General features: G+C 59.2%; 15 protein-coding genes. 2 read left to right on the top strand and 13 right to left on the bottom strand.

The window, feature by feature from the left end:
- Window positions 1–562 precede the first annotated feature (562 nt).
- Both B5V00_RS13770 and B5V00_RS13765 read left to right on the top strand, forming a co-directional pair.
- Window positions 563–1,243: a hypothetical protein gene (locus B5V00_RS13770; protein WP_085011393.1), complete on the top strand. Its 681-nt coding sequence runs from the start codon at window positions 563–565 to the stop codon at window positions 1,241–1,243.
- Window positions 1,244–1,349: 106 nt separating this feature from the next.
- Window positions 1,350–1,595 (top strand): hypothetical protein, encoded by a 246-nt coding sequence (locus tag B5V00_RS13765; protein WP_085011392.1) that lies wholly within the window; start codon window positions 1,350–1,352, stop codon window positions 1,593–1,595.
- A 25-nt stretch (window positions 1,596–1,620) separates the two neighbouring features.
- On the opposite strand, the gene B5V00_RS13760 is transcribed toward B5V00_RS13765, so the two are convergent.
- The 13 genes from B5V00_RS13760 to B5V00_RS13695 form a co-directional block, all read right to left on the bottom strand.
- Window positions 1,621–4,653, bottom strand: coding sequence for a conjugal transfer protein TraG N-terminal domain-containing protein (locus B5V00_RS13760; protein WP_172399759.1), 3,033 nt, complete (start codon window positions 4,651–4,653; stop codon window positions 1,621–1,623).
- 9 nt (window positions 4,654–4,662) lie between these two features.
- On the bottom strand, window positions 4,663–5,148 hold the full coding sequence (locus B5V00_RS13755; protein ID WP_085011390.1) for a hypothetical protein: 486 nt from the start codon (window positions 5,146–5,148) through the stop codon (window positions 4,663–4,665).
- Window positions 5,149–5,442: 294 nt separating this feature from the next.
- Window positions 5,443–6,165: a hypothetical protein gene (locus tag B5V00_RS13745; protein ID WP_085011388.1), complete on the bottom strand. Its 723-nt coding sequence runs from the start codon at window positions 6,163–6,165 to the stop codon at window positions 5,443–5,445.
- A 9-nt stretch (window positions 6,166–6,174) separates the two neighbouring features.
- Complete coding sequence (locus B5V00_RS13740) at window positions 6,175–6,429, bottom strand: hypothetical protein (RefSeq protein WP_085011387.1); 255 nt, start codon at window positions 6,427–6,429, stop codon at window positions 6,175–6,177.
- A gap of 9 nt (window positions 6,430–6,438) precedes the next feature.
- Window positions 6,439–6,969 carry a S26 family signal peptidase gene (locus B5V00_RS13735; protein WP_085011386.1) on the bottom strand — a complete coding sequence of 177 codons (531 nt, stop codon included), beginning with the start codon at window positions 6,967–6,969 and terminating at the stop codon, window positions 6,439–6,441.
- Entirely contained in the window at window positions 6,966–7,346 is a 381-nt protein-coding gene (locus B5V00_RS13730; protein ID WP_085011385.1) for a hypothetical protein, read from the bottom strand. Before B5V00_RS13730 ends, B5V00_RS13735 begins: the two co-directional genes overlap by 4 nt.
- A gap of 197 nt (window positions 7,347–7,543) precedes the next feature.
- Complete coding sequence (locus B5V00_RS13725; RefSeq protein ID WP_085011384.1) at window positions 7,544–8,302, bottom strand: type-F conjugative transfer system pilin assembly protein TrbC; 759 nt, start codon at window positions 8,300–8,302, stop codon at window positions 7,544–7,546.
- Entirely contained in the window at window positions 8,299–8,541 is a 243-nt protein-coding gene (locus B5V00_RS13720; protein WP_085011383.1) for a P-loop NTPase family protein, read from the bottom strand. Before B5V00_RS13720 ends, B5V00_RS13725 begins: the two co-directional genes overlap by 4 nt.
- A gap of 10 nt (window positions 8,542–8,551) precedes the next feature.
- Window positions 8,552–9,547 (bottom strand): TraU family protein, encoded by a 996-nt coding sequence (locus B5V00_RS13715; RefSeq protein ID WP_085011382.1) that lies wholly within the window; start codon window positions 9,545–9,547, stop codon window positions 8,552–8,554.
- A complete protein-coding gene (locus tag B5V00_RS13710; RefSeq protein WP_085011381.1) occupies window positions 9,544–10,158 on the bottom strand; it encodes a hypothetical protein in 615 nt (204 codons plus the stop codon). The genes B5V00_RS13715 and B5V00_RS13710 overlap by 4 nt, the downstream gene beginning before the upstream one ends.
- A complete protein-coding gene (traN, locus tag B5V00_RS13705; RefSeq protein WP_085011380.1) occupies window positions 10,155–12,083 on the bottom strand; it encodes a conjugal transfer protein TraN in 1,929 nt (642 codons plus the stop codon). Before traN ends, B5V00_RS13710 begins: the two co-directional genes overlap by 4 nt.
- Window positions 12,080–14,338: a hypothetical protein gene (locus tag B5V00_RS13700; RefSeq protein ID WP_139800784.1), complete on the bottom strand. Its 2,259-nt coding sequence runs from the start codon at window positions 14,336–14,338 to the stop codon at window positions 12,080–12,082. Before B5V00_RS13700 ends, traN begins: the two co-directional genes overlap by 4 nt.
- On the bottom strand, window positions 14,289–16,730 hold the full coding sequence (locus B5V00_RS13695) for a TraC family protein (protein ID WP_085011378.1): 2,442 nt from the start codon (window positions 16,728–16,730) through the stop codon (window positions 14,289–14,291). Before B5V00_RS13695 ends, B5V00_RS13700 begins: the two co-directional genes overlap by 50 nt.
- Between the last annotated feature and the right edge of the window lies 1 nt (window position 16,731).

Genomic DNA, 16,731 nt, shown 5'->3' with positions numbered 1-16,731 from the left:
AGAGAAAAGTCAAGCGGGTCGATCTGAAAAGAATGAATCGCTGGGACACGGTCAGCACCTACGCCGAAGGTATCGAGGTCGACGAACTGACGGAAAAAGACCTTCGCCGGCTGACTCGCTGCGTGGGCTATGAGGAACGGTACGTGTCGTTCTGATTTCTGTCCAATACGGTCAGCACAACATTCAACACCTTGTTCAGGAAAAGGAAGCTGAAATGCTTACGATATCCAGCGGGAAAAATTGCGGAAAATGCGGTGGATCGTACAACAGGCTCACAGAACAGGACATGCCCAGGTACTGCGTCAACTGTGAAAATGAAGTTTATTACTGTGACCGCTGTGTACCGTCCGGTTGCCCCAAATGCCATGGCAAACTGGTTGACTTCTGGGAGTTTTCGAAAGGAACCATCCTCTTTTAAACAGGTATGTTCTGACGCAACTTGAAGATTTGACGTTCTCCCCATACTCATTTATTTTACAGGTAAGTAAAAATAACTTCGAATACAAATTTCAGACAAAACCTACAACTATTATATTTAATAGTAAAATAACACGGAGATGATATGCCAGAAAAAGAAATAATAATCTCTTTTCTGTCTATGCTTGGCGACAAAGGGCAACACTATCACTCATTTTTGAAGTTTCTGGCTAATGAAGAAAGAAGCGGTTGGGAGAAGTGGATTCAATTTGAACTAATAAGACACATTAATAGTCAAGATAAAAATCATGAATTTTATTGGGAAGATCGCTACAAGTTAAATGGAAAAACAAAAAAAACAAAACAACTTGACCTTGTATACCGACCACTAAATTTTACAGCTGATAAATATGTCGGAATAGAACTTAAAGTTCAAAGATATATTGAATACTCTGTAAACGGAATATTAAAAGATCTATATTGGCTTTCAAAAATAACAATACGAGAAACTTCACGTCAAGAAGAAACCAGAGACAGCTGGAATTTCAGAAGCATTCTAGGAATAGCTTTCTTCTCTAAACCTTCAGAAGACAACAAACGACAATCAAAATATAGGGAATTTATTAAACAACTTGAAGAAGAAAGACTAGCAACCTTGACAGAAGAAATACCTGGATGGTACGCCGTTGTAATTAATTGGCAAGCTAGGTCCCCCAAAGAGGACAATTCAAAGCTAAAAGAGTCATATATCAATTTTTATAAAAAAATCAGACACTTCGCAAAGAAACACGGTATTTATTATGAGCCCTCCAATATGACAAAATAGAACCATCAGTTCAGCAGTTTGACAAACGACAAGCTCACATCTATCTTGCAAAAGAGAAAGTTAATGTCAGTCAGGGAAACGACCGACAAGAGAGGAGGAGGGAACCATGTCGATCCTGAACTTTCTGAAGAAAATCAACAACAGGATACAGGATGTCGTTGACCAGGAGTGGGCGAACCGGCATGACCTCTCCCATGATGACATAGCAGATGAATCGTCTGAGTTTCTTTCTTTGGGCGACGAATTGCCCCAAGAAGACGCAACTATCATTCCCTGGTCATTGGGCGAGGCTATCTCGGCAGACGGCCTTCACAATATAGGTGGACTTACCTGGAGTGGCGACGACGACTAGACTTACAAACGATGCAACCCCCTCATCAAGGGGCTACGTCATCATCTTCCTTCCAGCCGTTCTTTTGCTCGTGCTTCTTTTCTACCCCTGGAATCTCATTCTTTACGTCCTGAACAGCCTGCTTTCGGGTTTCTCTTGCCCCCACAACCCCCGGCACATCCGGCGGACCAATCTTTCCAGGCCGCGGATCTTCAAAAGTGTTATCGGCCACAGCCTCTTTCGCCCGGCCCGCAGCAGCTTCCCCGGCTGCACGATGTTCCCGGACTCCGGCATCTACCCGATTTCTGGTGTGAGCAATATCCCGCATCACACTATTCCCGGTCGTAGAGGTGTCCAGATAATCGTCATAGTGTCTCATCGTCCAGGCGTTGATGTCACGGTTTAGAGCGTCCTGCTCCACCCCCGTACCAAGCCTCTGCCGATTCATGTCGTCCAGAACAGCGCGGCGAGCCGCATTAAGATCCTGATACCGGCCGGGCTCGTCGGCCATCATCTCCTTGGCCCGGTCGTCTACGTACCCGGTCATAAGATCCGTGGTGAAAGCTGTTGAAGTCGTATTCCGGGTCGCCACCTCACGCAGATACGAGAAACCCTCCGAAGCATTGTCGGCAGCGGACGTGGAAGCGGCATAGTCCCGACCGGCGGAAGTCTGCATGGTCTGCGTCAGAGCTTCTTCGCGCATCGTCGCAATTTCGTGGTTGAGTGCTTTAACCTCTTCCTGGCTCATGCTGATTGTGGCGGTTTCGCCGTCTTTAGTAGTAAGACGTGCAGAACCTCCGATACTCCCTTGAATGGTAACCATCCCAAGAGTAAGGGCCTGCAGCAGCTTCCCCCCACTAAGTCCGACCTGGGTTCCAGCCTGGAGAAGTTTCTCTTTAGTTTCGCTAGAAACAGACTGATAAGCGGACCCGTCCGACATTTGCTGCCGGACAGAACTCGTCACCCTGTCCGAAAGCGCCGTCTTGAACGCCCGCGCCTCACCGCTGATGATGGAATCCTTGTCCACCTCCTGCATCATGTGATTCCAGTTTTCACCCGTGGACAACGTATGTGCGCCCTTCTCTATACCGACTTCCTGGTAAGCCAGACCGAAAGAATTGGAAAATCCGGCAGCCTGGATGTGCGTCGTTGTTTCGCCCTGGGCATTGGCCGTCTCGGTAATCGTACCCGATGCACTGACCTGGGTTACCGTTCCACCGGCAACATCTCCATCTTCTCTTCGGACGCTGCTTTTCTGGGTCCAGCCACTTGCGAGAGTCGTCTGCGACCCCTCCATGCCTACACCGTCCCCGACGCTGTAGTTGGTCGCTTTGCCGTCATCCCCGACAACCTTCCCGGTCTTCATGGAGCGGGTCAGGAGTTCCATCCCCGCGCCGGTAGCCCCCCAGGCGCTGCCGCCGCCGACACCGCCAGCCTGCTGCTGATAAGCGACCTTGGCAGCGTGCGCCTGCCCAGAGGCGACATTGGACATCTGGTTCACCATCGAACCGTGCATCATCATTTCGTAGCCACGGGGCGCGTTGGCGATAGTCTGGGTCGGCATGGCCGCCAAGTTGGCGTTGAGCGCCGCCGCCCTTCCGCTCGGGTCTTCCGTGAGCCTGGCCGCCTGCAGACCAACTCCCTGGACCTGGCCCATGAGATTCCCGGCCATCGACGCCAGAGCATGTCCGCCGAACTTGACCAGAACCGCAGTCATAACCGTCGATAGCATCAGGCCGGACGAACGGATCATCCCGAACATGCCGAGAACCTTTGTCAGTTCGTCCGGTGCGAACAGGAAAGGGTCCATGCCCATAGCCCCCGGCGTTGTCGCCAGGTTGCGGATCTCCAGCAGGAACCTTCCGGCTAAATCCATTGCGAAGCTGTGCAGCATCGCGTCGATCACGCCCCAGGTGACCAGCCAGATCATCATCCCGAGAAAGACACTGAGGGCCTTGCCGATGAGCGGGGTCGGTAGAAACAGCGCCAGAATCGGCACCATGCTGAGCGCAATGGCTGTCAGAACTCCCTTCATAATCGGCAGCCATTCGTTCATGGCCACCATCGTGCCCTTGGCGTTCACCATGAACTTGTAATTGGTCAGAGCCGCCGTGTTCCCGCTCCGAAAAACCTCATGCAGCCGTTTGGCCAGCAGCGCCTGGCGGGCAAAGTCGGTCGTTGTCGAGATTACCCCCAGATCGTCCAGAACATCCTGAATCGCGGTCTGGCACTTCTGCCTCGATGCGGGGGTTGCCGGATCGTAGCCCGTTTTCGCACAGATCTCGTCGATAGCCGCGTCAAAGGTCGTCGCGTTGTTCAGGCCGGGCAGAATGGTGGTGCTCCATGCGTCGGCGCAGGTCGCCACACTTCCCTGCGGGTTGGCCGCACTGTAGACAACCGTCGTCAGGGCTGGGTTGTTGGCCTTGCCGAGAGCAGTGCGGAAGTCGGTCGTACCGCGCCGCAACTCTTCGACCGTCAGGGTTGAACCGGGCGTATCGACCTCATAGGCGACGCATTTGTCGATGTAGTCGTCAAGATTCTGGTTCAGGTACGTGTCCGGGATGGAAAATTCCGTGGACACCATTTCCAGAAGTCCCATGTAGCCGGTCCCGCCAGCCTGGTTCGGATAGCTTTTCGGGTCGGAAGATGTTTCGATGATTTCGATCAGACCTCTCTCGATGCTGTTCAGAACATGGGCCACGGCGATCACCCCGTCCGGGACGCCCGCAACCGGGGTGTAGCGGTTGGTCAACTGGGAATAGATGTGCATCGTTCCGGTGGGAACCACCATGCCGAGATAGAGAAGAATCCCGACAAAGACAGGCACCAGCCAGCCTACCGGCGACAGCCTTGCCCCGGTCGCAACCCGCATCACCAGGTTGACGGAACCAAGCAGGATGCCAAGGACAATGACAGAATAGAAGAGCGTCTGGTAGGCGTTGTCGGAAAAGATCAGCGCGATCCGCTGGAACCCCGCCACCACGGCGTCGAAACCGCCGTAGGTGTAGAATTCCCCGTCAATCGCCAAGGCTTGCGCGGGAAGAAAAAGAAAGGACAGAAAGAGAAAGAGCTTTTTCACCACACCCTCCTATGGCTCACCCCATTCTTTGCGGACGGGGGCACAAAACCAGCCTTTATGGTTAAAGGGTCGCTCGGGAGCGTAAAAACAAAAGACGGTCTCTGGCAGAACGTGGAAGGCCGGGATGATCTTCCTGGCGGTGGTCCCCCGATAGCCATGCAGGTATTGCTCATACAGGACTCGGGCTTTTGCGACTGGGCTCATTCCCGCGAGACGCTGATCCACCCCTTGCTGAGCGTAGAAGGTGTTTTGGAGAACGGTCAGCGCCCATTTTTCCAGGACAATTGCCTCGGCACGTTCGTCTTGTGCGTTTTCCCATTCCGGGTCTTCCGGGCAGACAACATTCGGGTTCTGACGGCCAGAGTAGACAAACCGGCACTCACCCCGAAGCGCCCTTTGCCTTCTCATCTCATTCCTGAAATCGTTCGCAATCTTTGTCCCACACCCCGCAAGGAGCAACGCCACGAACAACAGACAGCCCATACTCCGGATCATTTATTCCCTCCTCCCTGCGGCCCGAACACTCAAGACCGGCCTTGCATGTTTCCCTTCGACCGGTCCGGGAACCACCCGGACAGCGTGCAGCACCTTTCTTTCCCGTTCCCCCGGAAAAGAGCCGTTCCACCACCTCGACGATCTCCTGGAGCAGAAACCCGGGATGCAGGATTTCCCGCCGGCAGGGCCGGTCATCAGCGCATGATGGTAGAGCCCTGAATTCTTCGCGTAGAGGGTTTTCAGAACGACATCGACAATCTGGTCCAGCATGACAATCGATTCCCCTCTTCTGCCTCACTCCACATGCACCAGGCCGGCCTTGATCAGTTTCCGGTTCCTGATCCGCGCCAGCAGCATCGAGATGGTAGGGATGGCGATAAAGACAACGGTCACCCCGACAATGAACCAGGCCGAGGTCAGGAAGACCGGCTTGAAGTCGTAGAGCCAGCTGTAGGCGGTCACCACCGCATTGCGCGGGATTCTCGCCCTGTAGAGCAGTTGCGCTCCCTTCTGCATGTTCGCGTCCGACAACAGGACGAAATAGATGAAGTGAAAACCGAGAAACGCCAGGATCGCCTTCAGGACCGACCCGGCGACCACGCCGCCCAGCAGGTTGCGGATCATCGACCGGGTGTAGCCGCCGACAAACTTGGTGCAGGCGTAGGCCAGAAAAATCCCGAAGCCCAGTGAATAGCCGACCGCCAGCAGGAAGGCGAATGCCATGTCGAACCGGGAAGGGTCCGCGTCCCCGAAGATCGGGATGTACCGCTCGACCACGCCGATAGCGACGGGTGTCAGAAGGGCAGAAATCAGCCCCGATAAAAACGAACTGCGGAACCCGACCTCGAAGAACTCCAGCCGCTGCTTGGTGGTCAGGAACGTATCCTTCAGGATCGCGCCGCCCAGCTCGTTCGAGAAGTTCTGCTCGATGAAGGAAATCGCCTCCAGCAGCCCCTTCGGGTGGATCTCCTGGCCGGCGGGCATCGGCATGATGTCTGTGGAATCGTCTTTTCCCATCCTCTCCTCCTACCGGGCCAGCAGCCCGAAAAACCGCATGACCGCCGCACCGTAGGCCAGCGACCCCGCTCCCAGGAACGTCCAGAAGCCCAGCATGAAGTTGCGTCTCCGGACACCCAGCCAGAACGAAAGAACCAGCAGCATCGTGGCGAAGATCCGGCTCCAGACGCCAAGGAAGATCGTGGCGAACAGTGTCTGCCAGAAGGTCGCGTATTCACCCGCCCCGACATGGGACAGAGGATTGAGATTCGTCAGCCAGTCCATATCGCACTCCTAGAAAATCCCGGTGGCGCGTTTGAGAAACGCCCGCTTGTCCACCAGGCCGAAATAGCGTGAGTCAAAACTGTCCTTGCTGTCGCCAGCCATAAACGCCATGCCCTGGGGAATCACGCCCTCAATCTGGGCCGGCTGCAGCGGCTCGCCCTTGCGGCTCACCTTCTTGGCGCGACCCAGGAACTCATCGCCGCAATAGAAGTCCCGGCCCCCGGCCCCGGTACGAAGCAGTGTTTCCCCCTCGTCGCAGCCAATCCGCTTGATGGCGGTAATCATCCCGTCGGCGTCTTCCGTCCACGACTCGGGCAACAGCAGGCCCTGCAGGCGTTTCCGGTCCACCCTGAACGCCACATAGTCGCCATGCCGGACGTTCCACACATCCGAGGTCAGCCAGAGCAGCCGGTACCTGATCGAAGGGGTCAGGGTGATGAACAGCCGCCCCGGCAGCATGGAGCCGATCAGGGCCGCGACAACCGCCATCGACATGCAGATCCACTTCAGCTTCTTCCCGGTCGGTTTTTCGGCGGTCACGGCTTCAGCACCCTGACGTTTCTGACCACCACATCGGACAGGATGACCGACCGGTTCGCGGGGATCTGATCGACAAACGCCTCCAGCTCATCCATCCGCCGCTGCAGATCCTCCCCGGAGATCCTGCCGTCCAGGTAGTCGTCCTTCTGCCGCTTCAAAAAACCCTGCAGGTCAACCGCCACAACCTTCTGGGCGAAATACCGGTCATAGAGACAGACCGCTCCGCCAGCCGACATCAGGCTGACCACCAGGCTGATCGCCACACACGGAAAAAAAATCCGGGCCGGCCGCCGTTGACGAGAGGAGGGATGTTCTCCGGAAACCGGCCCGGCCTCCACGGTGGAGGAGGGGGATAACTGGGAAGTGTTTTCGCTCATAAAAAGGTCTCCTTGAAAAAGGTCTTTCTCTGTTAAATGAGTGCCGAGGGAACCCCTGTCCCGGAAAACTGCCAGCGATTCCAGAAACCGGTTTGTCGAAATCCCAGACAAATTCAGGTCCATTTTTTCCAGACATCAGAACTATTTTTATTAAGTCCAGCGATTCCAGATTTCCGAAAACCAGCATTTCCAGAAAATCAGGGGGCTTTTTTCTTCGCCGCGACAGCTTTCCGGCCCCCCTGCATTTCCCTGGCAATCAGCCCGAGGGCATAGGGCAGACTGGCGTCGCCATAGACCGTCAGCGGGTCTTTTCCGTCCCCCTCATCGAGGGCAATAGCCGGCACCCGGTCGATACCGAACTTTCTGAACTTCTCCGGGTCGACCGTGACCGACACCGGCCAGGCGTCACACGCCCCGGCGGACAGGTCGCAACCCGGATCGACCTTGAGAATCTCCCCGACCAGGTTGGCCGTCGGCCCGATCTTCCCGGCACCGCCGACAAATCCCCGAAAAACCATCACCGGGGCATAGCCTTCCAGGGCGGCCATGTCGGCGGCGTAGTTCCGCAGGGTTTGCAGCGGGACGGAAGACGACACGAAAACGTACACAGGACGGCCAAACCCTCCCTGGCGGGCATCTTCCCCTTCTGCGTCATCCGTTCGTCCCTCCAGGCCGAGAATTTCGCGGATTCTGGCCTGTTCCTGTTTCAGTTTCCGCTGGAACTCCGGCGACCGGTAATGCGACACCAGCCTGTCAGCCTGCGTTTCCGCCCGCCGGGCCATGCCCGGATCTCTCCCGGCCAGATCAATGTCCATGCCGGACGCCCGTTGCTGCAGCGCCTTCACCGACCCGTGCAGGCTGCCGGACGGTTCCGCGTTTCCTGCTCCCGCCGAAAGAAGGGCTGCCCCCACCACGGCCGTGAAGACCACCACCGGAAACGACCTGCGCAGGCTCATTGCTCTTCCCTGTCGCCGGGAACCAGCCGGATCGGGTCCGGCGAGGCAAAAGGCTCACAGGGGGCCAGCAGGGCTTTAAGCCTCCGGTGGGTCTCACCCGCCGACAGGTCTTTGGGCAGAGACAGGAACACCTCGTCGCCGTCCATCTGGACCAGCCGCAAGCTGTCCCGGCTTCTGTCCACCGAGATCGAGATAACGTTTTCCAGATTGATATAGCTGCTCCTGTGCTTGATCCACATGGTCAACTCCTCACGGTGAATAGCCGATGCAGCACTTGTTCTTCCGGGTCAGAATCCACAGAAAGTTATTCGGTGCGTTCTGTCCGGCGCCTCGGGGAGGATTCTTACCCGACCCCCAGATAAAATCGGACCGACCGATGGGAATACACTCGCTGCCACGCACCGGGCGGGCCTCCTGCAGCCGGTAGAGACTCTTGCGCCAGATCGGCGTGACAATCGCTCCGCAGGCGCTGGTTCCCGTATCGAGCAACAGCATTTCCCGGCCCAGCTTGAACAGCATCCGGGCCGCCAGCCCCGCATTGGCCGTGGTGTCGTCCCGCCCCTCGATGGAACCGGTCAGGGGGTAGGAACCTCCCCAGGACCCCATGCACCAGAAGAGCGGATCGAGCGGATAGCCGCCATTGGCCGCCACACTGTCCGGGATGCACGACAGTTGCGATGCCGGGTTGGCGAAAAGCAGCGCCTCCGGATTGAGAAGGAACGCCAGGGTATCGTTCGACCACACCGGGTCCACCTCGGTCATGTAGGCCAGGTCAAACCCCTTCTGCTCCAGACAGGGAAAGTCGGCAAACAGGTTCATAAGCTGGAAAACCGGCAGGACGTAATAGTGCGCCTGCTGGAAGATCCTCGCCCCGCCATGAATCGTCGGATCATCCTTCGCCCCGCCCAGAAACCCCGGCTGCGGATTTGACATCTGTGATCCGAGAGAGGGAAAGCAATAGGGGTCCTGCACCGTCTCGATCATCCGCGCCGGCTCGTAGAAACTGACCGTTGTACCGATGGTGACTGAGCCGCCATTGGAACAGACACAGACCGGAGAAGACCTGTCCTCGGGCGGCGTGTTCCCCTGCGTGTTGCCTATGGTCAGCCGGCCTCCGAACTGAACCGGGAAGATGCAGCTCCAGCAGATATCTGTCATCGGATTGAGGGGCCGCGACCGGCAGACGGCCCAGCCTGTCGACCCCAGACAGAGAACCAGCGCCAACACGGCGATCAGCCTGGTCATTCCGCTCCCTCCTTCGTCTCGACCCGGATCTCCCGGACCGCCATCATCTTCTCCCGGCGCCGGATCACCGCAGGAACCGCCCGCAGGTGAAACCGCTCCCTGATCTGCGGCGTCAGGTAGAAGACCGGCCGGTCAAGATCCCTTGCCAGTTCCACAAAACTCCCCCCGGCCAGCAGCAGCACGGTCCCGCCTTTATCCAGCAGCCCCGATCCGCGCAGCCAGTCCAGTTGGAGAGGATCGTCCCCGTCGACAACCACCAGCGTCTGGTTGAACGGCAGGTAGTCCAGCGGATTGAACCGATAACCCTTCGGGTAGAGGATGCCCCCCTTGCCGTCCGGGATGTCGAACCCCAGCGTGTAGGTCATGTCCACCAGGAACGCCCGGTCCTCTGCGGCCCGCGGCAGACGCGGCAGCCCTTCCGGACGAAACTCCTCCGGCCTGATCCTGTCCAGTGCGGACTGCCAGTTCACCCGGGCCGCCCGCTCCCGGATCTCCTCCAGCGCATCCCGCTCGATGATCGGGTAAGTCTTCCCGAACGTCCCCAGGACACGGGCCTGTCCCGGCTGGACCAGCAGCAGAATGAACAGAACCGCGATTCTAAGCCTGGTCATTGCGTCGCCTGGTAGTGGTTCTGGATACCCTGCCGGATCTTCCCTCGGGCGTCCTGGATGTTCTGGTTCATGCCCGCCATGATGTCGTTGAAATATTCCGACATGTTGATTTTGGAGAAATCGAGCTGCTGGAATTCCTCCGGTGTGAAGCCCCGGCAGTTGGGATTTTCCGGAGTCCCCCATCCCCCGTTCGGGCCAAACGCCTTGAGCTGCGGCCTCCCCTGCTCCGCGACGATGCGGGCCATCTTCGAGTTGAAGCAGCAGAACCGCCTGGACCGCTGGACACAGCCGATGAGTTTGATTTTCTTATCGCAAATCGTCCCGAGGTCATGGCAGTAACCTGATGCGGAAAACAGCGCCGCCTCGCTGTCGGTCTGGTCGCATCCCTTGCCGAAGAGAACCTTCATCACCGCCATCACCACCAGGGCGATCACGATGGTCGTCGGATTCAGCAGCGCCGAGGTAAACCCTTCGAGGCCAGACGAAACAGCCGCAGCTCCTGTCGCCCCGGCATCTGCCGCCCCCTGGGCCGCCAGCGCCCCGGCAGCGACCTCCGACCCGGACGCGGCGGAACCCACCAGCGCCCCGGAAACAGCGTCGGTAATCACCACCTGGCCGCCCATTTCGGTTGCGATCATCGTCCCCTCGCCGATCTGGTAGGCGTAATAGGCCGTCTGGGCCATGTGGTAGGCGACCGAAATGGCGTGGACCGTCGTGGACAGGCTCGGCCCGGTCCTGGAGTCCGAAACCATCTCCCCGCCACTGTCGCAGCAGTCGTTCAGATAACCGACCGTCAGCCCCGGAGGCCGGCAGCGCGAGGGTTTGCCGGAGAAAATGTACAGTTCGCCAAGACAGGAACCGTCAGCGGCCACCTGCCCGTCGTTCTGCAGCCAGGTATCGTTCGGTGGCGGAAGAGGGACCTCCGAAGAGGGAGCGGCCACATCGACGCAGGTGTTGGGAGAACACTGCGGGACCGCAGCGCCCGTATCGAGGCAGGCGTAGTTCCCTGCCGGGCAGGTGAATCTGTCGAGCCGGCACAGTCCGGTTGCCGGGTCGTAAACCCCGCTGTCGCACACCTTCGCAAGGGCGGAGGAGGTCGTACAGACTCCGGCGGCGGCATCATAGGTCCCGCCACCGCAGTCCATGACCGGCGGCTGCACGCAGACCGGCCCCTGGAGTTGATAGCCCTGCGGACAGCCATACCGGGGCTGGGTCGTGTTGGTGTAGGTCTGCGTAGGGGCCGAGGGGTCCGTCGACCAGGCCGTACCGTCCTCGCCGGGCGCCAGCGGAAACGACTGGGTGGGGTCGTTCTGGTTGTAGTCCGTGTAGGTACTCGTCGAATTCACGCTCCCGTCACGGTTGTACCAGGTCGATGTCACCGACACCCAGTTGCAGAGGCTGTCGAACTGGGCCACATACACCCCACGGGAAAGCGGCCCGTAGAGAAAGGGCCAGTCCGCCACCTGGCAGCGTCCCTGCGGCGCTGTCGTACAGGGCGTGGAATGCCACCCGCCGTAGGCTGACTCCAGTCGTGCCGAACAGGTTGGCGGCGGCAAGGGGGTCGGCGCTGTCGTCAGCCCTCCGGCACAGGACTTCGAGGCCGCGTCCCAACTTCCACCGGGACAATCAGGGACTTTTTCACAGCGCCCCGATCCCTGGTTGTAGGTGTATCCCCCAAGGCTGCAGGTCTGTTCGACCCTGGGTTGCGCCGTATCGGCCACGCAGTCGACCGCCTGGACCGGACAGAAATCCTGGCTGGTCTGTCCGTTATGGACCGGGGCTGTTGCGCAGGTGGCCGTTTCCGTCTGGGTGTCCGTAAACCCGTCCCCGTTCAGATCCGCGCCGCAGGTCAGAATCGCCAGTGCGTTGACCGGCATCCCGGCAATGAAACAGGACAGGACCAGCACCGCCGTCAGTCGTCTCATTTCGGCACCCCGTCAGAGCAGATCATGTCCCGGCCCGCCTGCCGCAACATCTGCATCACCGTGGCGGCCTCGGCAAACTCGTTCAGGCACTGGCAGTCCTTCAGGATCTCCTCCCCCGGCCCCACCGGGCAGCCGTTGTCGTCACAGCTGTGATAGAGGATGTCCCAGCTGGACGTGTTGTTCTGGTACTGGACCGATGTCCCGGCAAGGGTGGCCTGGGAATCCTGGCGGGCTCTCCGCGTCTTGCAGGCCTGCTGGCACTCGTCATGACCGCCGAAGTCCATCATCGACACCGAACCGCCGCCCCCCAGCCAGGTCCCGTTGACCAGCATCCGGTCCTGGTAGGTCGAACCGTCAGCGGTGATGGAACGGGCCACCGTGCCATAGCGTTGCGCCGCCGTGGAGAAGTCGTAAGGCGTCGACACGCACATGTAGGTCCGGGTTTTCGTCCACCAGTTTTCACAGTCCGTCTCGGTCACGGGCGGAGTGACCGGAATCTGGGTATCGCGGCAGCTCGGCTGCGGCGTCAGCATCGTGGCGTTGAACTCCTGGAAGGTTGTCACCCCGTCCACATCCTCATGCCAGAGCCGGCAGTCCGGGTCATGCTCCAGCGCCTGGCAGCGGTCCACGACATTCTCGGTCCGGTCGTAACGCCAGCATTGGGGTGAAGGGAACGGCGAACAGGTCGTTCCATCCGGAAAGGGACAGACCGGAGGGGGAAACTGGAACGTGATGGAGCCGAGGGTCGCGCCGGAGGTTCCATGCACCAGCAGGGTCCCGCCACTGCCGCCAAGCCCCGAAAACCCGGTCACGATGATGGCGTCCCGGACCGTTCCGGTGGCGTCATGAAGAATGGCCTTCACACCGGGAATCCGGAATTCCACTCCGCCAAGGAACTTGTGCCGCAGCCCGCAGTCATACCCGGAGCCGCCGTCACCCAGGGGATTGCAGAACCCGGTGACGTTCCAGGTGGAGATCCTGACCCCGGTCGGGGTGTTGGCAACCGCGAGGACATTGGGAACACTGGACCAGGGGGAACCGCCAAGATCCAGCCGGGACCAGTAACCCGATCCCATGATGGTGCTTCCCCACTGGCTGGTTGTGGTGGTGACATCCGGCTGAGGCGCAGATCCCACGCCGACAACACTCCCGTCCGGCCCGTCCAGAAGCACAAGCGGAATCCGCGCCCCCTGAACCGTGACACCCTGAATCCCCCTGGTCCCCGGGGTGGCTTCGACCGTTTTCATGCTGGAAGCCCGGATCTGGCCGGAGAAGGCATAGACCAGGCAGGACGCCTGCTGAACCGGATAGTCAATCACCCGGTCAATCGAACAGGTTGTCGTCTGGGCGGGGTTGGACGCCTGCCCGAAGACAAGACCGATCCGGGAATAGAGACTGCCCGGATCGGTCGCCTGGGCGGACACTTCCGCGTTGACCGCCGCCGGCAGGCTGGCGGGACTGGAAACGAAAGCCGACTGGACCGGAGGCACCGGCACTGCAGAACCCGTCTGGCCGGTCACCGGGTCCACCCTCCTCGACGTATCCTGTCCGAAGTAGGAGATGGATACCGGGGAGCTCTGTACGTCCGAAATGGACAGGGCCGGATTGCTCCGCTGAATCGCGCCCACTACCCCGCCACCAAGATCCTTGAGGACGATCGCGGCATTGTTCCAGATCAGGTTGTTCCCGCAGTAGGAATTGATGCAGTAACAGCCGCCGAGCTTTTCCGGCGCCGTGGACTGCAGGGCGATTCTCCCCGCCGTATCCGCGTTCCAGGCGAAGTGCGTGCAGTTGTCCCAACTCCCCGGATCGCACATGATGACCCCGTTGGCGCACACACCCGACACCGGGGCCGGCGCCTGCCAGGAGAAATCCATCTGGCCGTCGAAGTCAAGATCCTCCATGACTTTCAGCATGGAGATGTCCCCCGTCGGACCCGGCTGGATCATCACATCGAGAAACTGCTGCGAACTGGGGAAGGAGAGCTGGGTCAGGACCTGTCTGCTGTTGTCCACGGTGGACAGCGGGGCCGTCGTCGTCAGCGGCTCGATCGCACCCTGCCTGACCCCGCTTTGACCACCGAACTTCTGCAGGACCGTCGTCCCGGCACGGCCTCCCGATTGCCTCGCCGCATCCAGCGCGGCCTGGTCCGGCTGGGCCAGAGGCCCGGCTGTTGCCGCCAGGACCATCCCCGGCAGCAGGACATTAACCGTGGCGGCGATACTTCTCCACCATCGCCTGGATCGCCTCGACATAACTCAACCCTCCCTTCACCATCATCTCGATTTCGGCAATCTCGTCCGCATCGGACGTGTAGGCGTAATAACTGAACGGATCGACCACCAGCCGGCTCACGCCGCAGCCGAAGGGCGTGTCCATGAAAATCTCCGAATAGACCTTCTTCCGGCTCCTGATCCCCTTCAGCATGTTCATCGTGAAGGAGTCGTAGGTGATCAGCTTTTCCGATTCCGCCCGGCTGAAATCACCCGACTCCAGGAAGAACTTGAAGGCGCTGTTCGCCCAGATGACATCCCCGACCGGACCGAACTGCTTGATGTCCAGAATCGACTGGGTGACGATGTTGAACGACCCCTTGAACTTCCGGGCACGGCGGTAGCCCTCCTCGATCACCTCCCGCAGATGGGCCGACCTGCCGAGAAACTTCCACGCCTCGTCGAAGATGATGAAGCGCGGGTCCTGGCGGTTGGAGAGGTAGAGGTCCTTGGTCACCGCGTTGATGATCTGCAGGGTGACCACCTTGAACAGCTCCTTTTTCTGCTCCAGGTGTTCCAGTTCAAGGACCACGAAATCGTCGTCGGAGATATTGAAGGTCGAAGGACCGTTGAAGAACCGTCCGTAGGGTCCTTTGCTGGTGAAGTCGGTGATGTTGAAGGCCAGTTTCTCCGCAGCCTGGGCAATCTCTCCGTTGGTCCTGCCAATCTGTTTGAAGTGAGCGAGGTAATGGTGGATCTGGTCCACGCCCGCCCCTGTACCCTCCTGCTGCCAGGCCCAGTTCACGGCGTTTTTCAGCAGGCTCATCTCCGTTTCGGTCGGTTCCTCGTCGGTCGAGGAATAGACCATCTGCGCGATGATCGGTGCGATCACCGGGATGTCGTTCTCCGGTTCGATGATGTTGGTGAACGGGTTGATGCAGATATTCGTCTCGTCGGAGAAATCAAGGAACCGCGCCCCGGCCAGGCGGGTCATCTTCTTGTAGGAAAAACCGATGTCGATAATGCGGATCTTTGCCCCGCTGGCGAAATAGTTGGTGACCAGGTAGTTGATGAGGAACGACTTCCCCCCGCCGGAAGTCGCGGCCAGGTAGGCGTTGTGGTTGGTGGCCCCCGGGTCGAACATGTCCAGGGCGGCCACCTGCCCCTTGCGGGCGAGAAAGAGCATTTCCGGCCTGCCCATGCCGGAAAAATCCCCCTGGTTCGGCACGACCACCGAGATCGTGTCCACGGGCACAATGTAATCCCGCTCCAGCTGATCCACGTTCTTGCCGGTATCGTAGAGACCGAAAGGCAGTGACGAGATCAGCAGGATGGGAAGAATCCCCCGGTCCTCCTGCATCAGGTAGTTCTGGTCCTCCCACAACCGGCGGGCACGGTCGAGAGAGCGCCGGCACCTCGAAGGCTCGTCGTAGACCCACAGCACGGGGATGATCCGGAAAAACCGGGTGCCCTTGTCGGCCTCGCCCGTCGCCCAGGTATACTCCTCCTTCTTCCGGGCCAGGGACGGGGCGAAAGACCCGGCCCCCTGCTGGATCAGGATGGCGTTGCACTTGGCGTGAAGTTTTGTCTTCTGGTCCTCTAGCAGGACCGTCAGGGAATAGAGAAACGGGCTGGGAATCTGGTCGGCGTCACTCGAAGCCCCTTCCACACCACCGAACAGCCTGTTGGTCCGCAGCGGACCGACCTCCTGCGGATAGCTCTTCGGCGTCAGGCTCCGCCACTGTTTTTTCCCGATCCGCAGGTGGTCCATCCGTTTCTGGATGACTGTTTCGGACAGGATCGCCTGTTTGCGGATCGGCACCGTGTCGTCGTACAGGGACAGGTTGCCGGTCGGGTCATCGTTCAGCAGCCGTCGCAGCCATTCCAGCAGCTCCTCCGGCCTGACATCACGCGGGGCCAACCCCGCACCGGTCAGGGCCTCGGAACACATGCTGCCGATTTCCCCCAGGTTGCCACCGTTTTCACGCGGCCATTTGGCAGCCACGAACAGGCGGAAATTCCGTAGAATCTGGCCGGTGGCCCATTCCCCTTTCGCTCCCTGCCGGAAATGGTCCGTGAGCGACTGGGCGACTTTCCGGAACAACTCGCCGTCCCGTTTTTTTGTCTCCTGGAAGGCATCGAGAATCGGCTCGATGTACGGGTCGGCATGGAGGATGAACTGGAGGATGGCCCCCTTGGGAAACGCCACCCGCAGCAGCCCCTCCATCGACAGGATCGTTTTCTCCCCGGCAAAGACCGCCGGAACGCACTCCCAGAGCATCCCCACGGTGTCGTCACTGTTCAGGTAGAGCTTCGTCTCCGGGTCATAGGCAATGTAGGGGAGATAATCGGAGAGCTTGTTGCGCCGCGCGGCGGCCTCCACCTCCTTCTTCCGCAACCCGCCATCACCAAACAGAAGGGAGATCAGGGCCATG

Origin of the sequence: Geothermobacter hydrogeniphilus (assembly GCF_002093115.1) — a bacterium.
Classification (GTDB): domain Bacteria; phylum Desulfobacterota; class Desulfuromonadia; order Desulfuromonadales; family Geothermobacteraceae; genus Geothermobacter_A; species Geothermobacter_A hydrogeniphilus.
Note: the sequence above shows the minus strand (reverse complement) of the source record. Positions and strands in the feature narration are given on the sequence as shown.

Bases quoted from the DNA above. Each gene is read 5' to 3' on its own strand.
- B5V00_RS13755 (WP_085011390.1), bottom strand. From the start codon at position 5,148: ATGATCCGGAGTATGGGCTGTCTGTTGTTCGTGGCGTTGCTCCTTGCG.
- B5V00_RS13770 (WP_085011393.1), top strand. From the start codon at position 563: ATGCCAGAAAAAGAAATAATAATCTCTTTTCTGTCTATGCTTGGCGAC.
- B5V00_RS13745 (WP_085011388.1), bottom strand. From the start codon at position 6,165: ATGGGAAAAGACGATTCCACAGACATCATGCCGATGCCCGCCGGCCAG.
- B5V00_RS13730 (WP_085011385.1), bottom strand. From the start codon at position 7,346: ATGAGCGAAAACACTTCCCAGTTATCCCCCTCCTCCACCGTGGAGGCC.
- B5V00_RS13720 (WP_085011383.1), bottom strand. From the start codon at position 8,541: ATGTGGATCAAGCACAGGAGCAGCTATATCAATCTGGAAAACGTTATC.
- B5V00_RS13700 (WP_139800784.1), bottom strand. From the start codon at position 14,338: ATGTCGAGGCGATCCAGGCGATGGTGGAGAAGTATCGCCGCCACGGTT.
- B5V00_RS13695 (WP_085011378.1), bottom strand. From the start codon at position 16,730: ATGGCCCTGATCTCCCTTCTGTTTGGTGATGGCGGGTTGCGGAAGAAG.
- B5V00_RS13725 (WP_085011384.1), bottom strand. From the start codon at position 8,302: ATGAGCCTGCGCAGGTCGTTTCCGGTGGTGGTCTTCACGGCCGTGGTG.
- B5V00_RS13740 (WP_085011387.1), bottom strand. From the start codon at position 6,429: ATGGACTGGCTGACGAATCTCAATCCTCTGTCCCATGTCGGGGCGGGT.
- B5V00_RS13765 (WP_085011392.1), top strand. From the start codon at position 1,350: ATGTCGATCCTGAACTTTCTGAAGAAAATCAACAACAGGATACAGGAT.
- traN (WP_085011380.1), bottom strand. From the start codon at position 12,083: ATGAGACGACTGACGGCGGTGCTGGTCCTGTCCTGTTTCATTGCCGGG.
- B5V00_RS13710 (WP_085011381.1), bottom strand. From the start codon at position 10,158: ATGACCAGGCTTAGAATCGCGGTTCTGTTCATTCTGCTGCTGGTCCAG.
- B5V00_RS13715 (WP_085011382.1), bottom strand. From the start codon at position 9,547: ATGACCAGGCTGATCGCCGTGTTGGCGCTGGTTCTCTGTCTGGGGTCG.